Raw genomic sequence first — 5018 nt, forward strand, 5'->3', positions numbered from 1 at the left:
CCAGTGCCTCACCGCGGTCGTGGGTGACGTGGACCATCGTGAGGTCGTGCTCGGCGGCCAGCCGGCGGAGCATGAGTCGGAGGGATGCGCGGAGGGGTTCGTCGAGTGCGGACAGGGCCTCGTCGAGGAGCAGCACCCCCGGCCGCGCGACGATCGCCCGGGCGAGCGAGACCCGCTGCCGCTGGCCGCCGGACAGGGTGTCGGGGCGACGACGGGCGAAGTCCCCCAGTTCGACGGTCTCGAGCGCCTCCGCGACGAGTCGGCGCCGCCGGGCGGCCGGGACCTTCGCACGCCGCAGCGGGTAGGCGACGTTGTCCTCCACGCTGAGGTGCGGCCACACGGCGTGGTGCTGGAAGACCATGCCGAGACCCCGCTCCTCGGGCGGGAGGTGGATGCCGTCGCCGACAAGGGTCCTGTCGCCGACCCGGATCGTTCCCGCGGTGGGTCGTTCGAATCCGGCGATGGCGCGCAGGAAGGTGGACTTGCCGGACCCGGACGGCCCCACGAGCGCGAGGATCCGGCCGGAGTCCACCCGCACGTCGAGGTTGTCGAGGGCGACGGTCTCGCCGAAGCGGACGCCGACGCCGTGGGCGACGAGTTCAGGCACGGATACTCCTGGTTGCGGATTCGGACCCGGTGGCGGGTCGGCTGTAACGGGCGCCGAAGGCGGCCAGGACCAGCAGGCCCACCACCATGAGGACCACGGACAGGGCGGAGGAGGCGTTGTAGTCCCCCGCCCGCTGGTACTGGAAGATCACCACGCCGAGGGTCTGGGTGCCGGGCGCGACGAGCAGGACCGAGAGCGTGAGTTCTCGGACCGCCGTCACCGCGACCATGATCATGCCGATCCCGACCGACGGCAACGCCAGGCGCACGCTGGTGTCGAGGCGGGAGCGCAGCGCCTTCGCCCCGCCGATCCGCGCGGCCTCCTCCATCGACGAGTGGATCCCCGCGAGCGGTCCGCGGACGGTCTGGACGACGATCGCCGTGAACGCCGTGACGTACGCGCCGAGGATGACCCAGCGGGTGTTGAACAGCCCGGTGTAGCGGCCGAGGATGAGCCACCCGGTGGCGATCACGAGGCCCGGCACTGCCTGCGGGAGCAGCACCGACAGGAGCATCGGCTCCCGGTCACGACCGGCCAACCGCGTGGTGAACAAGGCGACGAGCAGGCCGAGGACGCCGCAGACCACGGCGGCGCCGAGCGCGAGCGCCACGGAGTTGGTCACGCCGTCGATGGTGGTCGAGGCGGTGAGCGCGCGGCGGAAGTTGTCCAGGGTCGCGGTCTCGAGGGTGAGCGGGACCCCCGGGGCGGGCAGGAGCGCCCGGACGGCCAGCCCGACGAGCGGGGCGAGGGTCACCACGACGCTGACGACCCACGCGATCACCCCGAGCGGGACGCGCGCACGGCCGAGGGCCTGGGGGTCGGCGGGACGTCCGGTCCCGCCGAACTCCACGGACCCCTTGGTGACCTGCCGGTCCAGCAGCGTGCCCAGGACGCCGAGCAGGAGCAGCACCACCCCGATCTGGGAGACGGTCTGCAGCGGTGAGGCCACGGAACCCGACTCGAGGAACCGGTAGACCATGGTGGAGAGCGTCTCGTAGCCGGCCGGGAGGCCGACGATGACGGGGATGCCGAAGTCGCCGATCCCGCTGACGAAGGTCAGGGTGAACGCCGCCGCCATGGCCGGGCGGATCAGCGGCAGCGTGATGTCGACCTGCGTCCGCGACGGCCGGGCACCGGAGAGGCGGCTCGCCTCCTCCAGTTCGGCGGGGATCCTGCGCAGCGCCGCGGCCACCACGAAGTAGGCCATCGGGTAGGCGTGCAGGGTGAGGAGGAAGACCACCCCGGGCCCGCCGTAGAAGTTCCACGGGGAGAACCCCAGCACCCGGTCCACCAGGCCGCCGTCGGTGAGCAGGCCGCTCCACGCGATGGCGCCGATGAACGGCGGGATGAACAGCGGGGTGAGCAGCAACAGTCGGAGCGCGCCGCGCCCGGGCAGGTCCGTGCGGTCGAGCAGGAACGCCATCAGCGTGCCGATGATGACCGCCCCGATCGCCGAGAGCAGCGAGCTGACGAGACTGTTGGCGGTCGCGCGGAGCAGGCCCTGGTCCATGAGTTCAGGGAGGTGGTTGGCCCCCAGCCCCAGGGAGATGACCAGGGCCAGGGGCACGACCATGACGCCCGCGAGGGACGCCCACAGTGCCAGCCGGAGGGGGAGCGTCACCTACCGGACTGCGGCGTTGAAGGCGGCCACGGCCTCGTCCTGCGAGGCGGCGATCGCCTCGAGGTCCTGGTCGAACAGCGTGATGTCGGTGAGTGCCGGGGCTCCCTCGGGGGTTCCGGCGTCGTCGCGGACGGGCAGGTAGTTCTGCTCCACCGCGATCTGCTGGCCCTTCTGGGACACGATGAAGTCGAGGAAGAGCTTGGCGGCCTCGGGGTTCGGGGCGTCGGCGAAGACCGCGCCGGGCTGGGTGATGTAGGGGACGCCCTCGCTCGGGTAGCTCACGGCGATGGGCGAGCCCTGCGCGGCCAGGTCGCGGACCAGGTAGTCCACCACGATGCCGACGGGCTTGGATCCCTCGGCCACGGCCTGCGAGACGGGGCCGTTGGACTCGGCGACCTGCGGGTTGTTCGCGCCGAGCCGGTTGATCCACTCCTCGCCGAGGTCGGGCTGCAGGCTCCATGCCGCGGCGTTGAACGCGGCCGCACCGGAGACGTCCGGGTTGGGCAGGATGATCCGGTCGACGTACTCCGGTTCGACCAGTTCCGTCCAGGACGTGGGCGGGTCCGTGACGTCGCCTGTGTTGTAGGCGATCACGGTGGGGATGATGCGGGTGCCGACGTAGAACCCGTCCGGGTCGACGGCGACGTCCTCGATGGCGTCGGCCTCACTCGGCTGGAACTCCTGGAAGAGGTCCTGGTCCTTGTACTGCTCGAACGTCGGGACGTCGGCGGCGAGCAGGATGTCGGCGGCCACCGCGCCGGTGCTCCGCTCCGCCTCGATGCGGGCCTTGAGGTCGCCGGTGCCCGCACGGAAGACCTTCACCTCGATGTCCGGCTGCTCCTCGTTGAACGCGGAGATGATCTCGTCGATCTTGGCCTGGGGTTCCGAGGTGTACAGGGTGACCTCCCCGGACGCGGCCGCGGAGTCGGACGTCTCGCCGGAGCCCGTGGAGGCGGGCTCGGAACAGCCCGCCAATCCGAGGGCGCCGGCCGCGAACACCGCGACCGACGCCAGAACCGCCCGGCGACCAACAGACCTCGACACAGCGACCACTCCCAATCTAGGACCTTCGAATCGATATCCCATCCTGGCACCCGCGTCGGTCGGGCTAGGGCTATCGGGATGAATCCACGGTGAATTCGGAGCGGACGACCGACCGGATGCGTTCCGCTGTTCCGGGGTGCACGGTGGGGTCATGAGCAATTCCACTGCCATCACCGTCGAGCGCGTGATCGACCACTCGGCGGCCGAGATCTTCGAGTTCCTGTCCAACCCGGAGAACCACGCCCGTCTCGACGGGTCGGGCTTCGTCCGGGGCGACTACAAGTCCGACCGCATCCAGCAGGTCGGCGACGTCTTCTCCATGGACATGGAGGGCGAGCACATGGGCGGCGAATACCGCATGGACAACCACGTGACCGGCTACGGCAAGGACAAGATCCTGGCGTGGCAGCCCGCGCCCGCCGGCACCGACCCCAAGGGCTGGGAGTGGGTCTGGGAGCTCGAGGCGCAGGGCCCGGACTCCACACTGGTGCGTCACACCTACGACTGGTCCAAGGTCACGGACAAGGACGTGCTCAAGAAGGTGTCGTTCCCGCTGGTGTCGGAGCAGCAGATGGAGGATTCGCTGTCCAACCTCGCCTCCGCCGTCTCCGGCTGACCCGCCGCTCTCGACCAACGATCCACCCTCCGGATCCCGAACCGCGCCCGGAGCCCCGCGGGCGGTTCGCATTCGGAGGGGCGGATCGTAGCGCCACGCAGCCTCCCGCCGCTGCTCCTGCCTCTGCGCGCGCCGGCCCCCCCCGCGCGCCGGCCCCGACTAGTCGATCTTCCGTAGTGCAGAGCCCTTGTGCATGGCCAGGTGGCCGGTCTTGTCGCTCTCGATCTCGTACTGCGGTTCGTCCTCACTGCAGCGCCGCATGCGCCCCTTGAACTCCACGTCCTCGGTGTGGATCTCGCGGATCACGCCGCGCACCATCCCGGCCTCGGAGTTCCACTCGACGTGGTCGCCCTTCGTGTAGTCACTCATGCGGCCAGTATGTTCGCCGGGCGGCGGGAGTGCACGGCCATCTCTCCCGTGAACTCGAGCGGGCGAACTCACACGGGCGAACTCACACGGGCGAACTCGAGCGGGCGAGACCGAGCGGGCGAGCTCACGCCGGCGCGGTCAGCGCGCGCAGCATCTCGTCCCAGTGGGCCAGCGGCAGCAGGTGCCCCTCGCCCTCGTAGACCGTCAGGTGGGCCGAGCCCAGATGCGCGGCGAGCCATCGCCCGTGGTCGGGTGGGGCGATCTCGTCGTCGTCGCCGTACCAGAGCAGCACCGGCGCGGCGATGTCCTCGACCCGGAAACCCCAGGGCCCCACGAACGCCACGTTGTCCCACGCGATCGCGTCGGCGCCCCGGCGCAGCGCCTCGCGGAAGTTGACGAACAGGGCGCGTCGGGCGTCGGGGTCCGCGACCACGGCCGGGTCGCTGGCCGCGAACATCCAGTCGACCCAGGGCGCCGCCTCGTCGTCGCGGACCGAGGACATCGCGTCGAGGAAGTCGGAGTTGCCGGTGCGGAACACCTCCGCCGCCCGGGCCGGGTCGTCGGGCAGGTGGGACAGCGCGTCGAGGTCGTTCGGGGTGAGCGACTCCCGCGCGCCCGGCCTGCCCTCGTACGGCGCGAGACCACCGGAGACCCCGACCCGCAGCACCCGCCCGGGCAGAGCGGCGGCGGTGGCCAGCGCGAACGCCCCGCCCCCCGACCACGCCGACACCGCGAACCTCCCGAGGCCCAGGGCGTCGGCG

6 protein-coding genes are annotated in these 5018 nt (G+C 71.2%); 1 reads left to right on the top strand and 5 read right to left on the bottom strand.

Annotated features, from left to right (window positions below):
- From G6024_RS09110 to G6024_RS09120, 3 genes are all read right to left on the bottom strand, one after another.
- A partial coding sequence (locus G6024_RS09110) for an ABC transporter ATP-binding protein (protein ID WP_159148536.1) occupies nucleotides 1–607 on the bottom strand: 607 nt, incomplete at its 3' end.
- Complete coding sequence (locus tag G6024_RS09115) at nucleotides 600–2180, bottom strand: ABC transporter permease (protein WP_194307345.1); 1581 nt, start codon at nucleotides 2178–2180, stop codon at nucleotides 600–602. The genes G6024_RS09115 and G6024_RS09110, both read right to left, overlap by 8 nt.
- A gap of 48 nt (nucleotides 2181–2228) precedes the next feature.
- The gene (locus G6024_RS09120; protein WP_235027832.1) at nucleotides 2229–3272 is read right to left on the bottom strand and encodes an ABC transporter substrate-binding protein; all 1044 of its coding nucleotides are present in this window, start codon (nucleotides 3270–3272) and stop codon (nucleotides 2229–2231) included.
- Nucleotides 3273–3423: 151 nt separating this feature from the next.
- On the opposite strand from G6024_RS09120, the gene G6024_RS09125 reads away from it, so the two are divergent.
- A complete protein-coding gene (locus tag G6024_RS09125; protein WP_159148539.1) occupies nucleotides 3424–3888 on the top strand; it encodes an SRPBCC family protein in 465 nt (154 codons plus the stop codon).
- A gap of 159 nt (nucleotides 3889–4047) precedes the next feature.
- Here G6024_RS09125 and G6024_RS09130 read toward each other — a convergent pair whose 3' ends face one another.
- Together G6024_RS09130 and G6024_RS09135 are read right to left on the bottom strand one after the other, a co-directional pair.
- Nucleotides 4048–4257, bottom strand: coding sequence for a hypervirulence associated TUDOR domain-containing protein (locus tag G6024_RS09130; protein WP_159148540.1), 210 nt, complete (start codon nucleotides 4255–4257; stop codon nucleotides 4048–4050).
- 124 nt (nucleotides 4258–4381) lie between these two features.
- On the bottom strand, nucleotides 4382–5018 hold a 637-nt coding region (locus G6024_RS09135), incomplete at its 5' end, for an alpha/beta fold hydrolase (RefSeq protein ID WP_159148541.1).

This window comes from Dietzia maris, from assembly GCF_014144855.1.
GTDB lineage: Bacteria > Actinomycetota > Actinomycetes > Mycobacteriales > Mycobacteriaceae > Dietzia > Dietzia kunjamensis.

Coding starts and splice junctions, on each gene's coding strand:
- G6024_RS09115 (WP_194307345.1), bottom strand. CDS start 2,180: ATGGTCGTGCCCCTGGCCCTGGTCATCTCCCTGGGGCTGGGGGCCAAC.
- G6024_RS09125 (WP_159148539.1), top strand. CDS start 3,424: ATGAGCAATTCCACTGCCATCACCGTCGAGCGCGTGATCGACCACTCG.
- G6024_RS09130 (WP_159148540.1), bottom strand. CDS start 4,257: ATGAGTGACTACACGAAGGGCGACCACGTCGAGTGGAACTCCGAGGCC.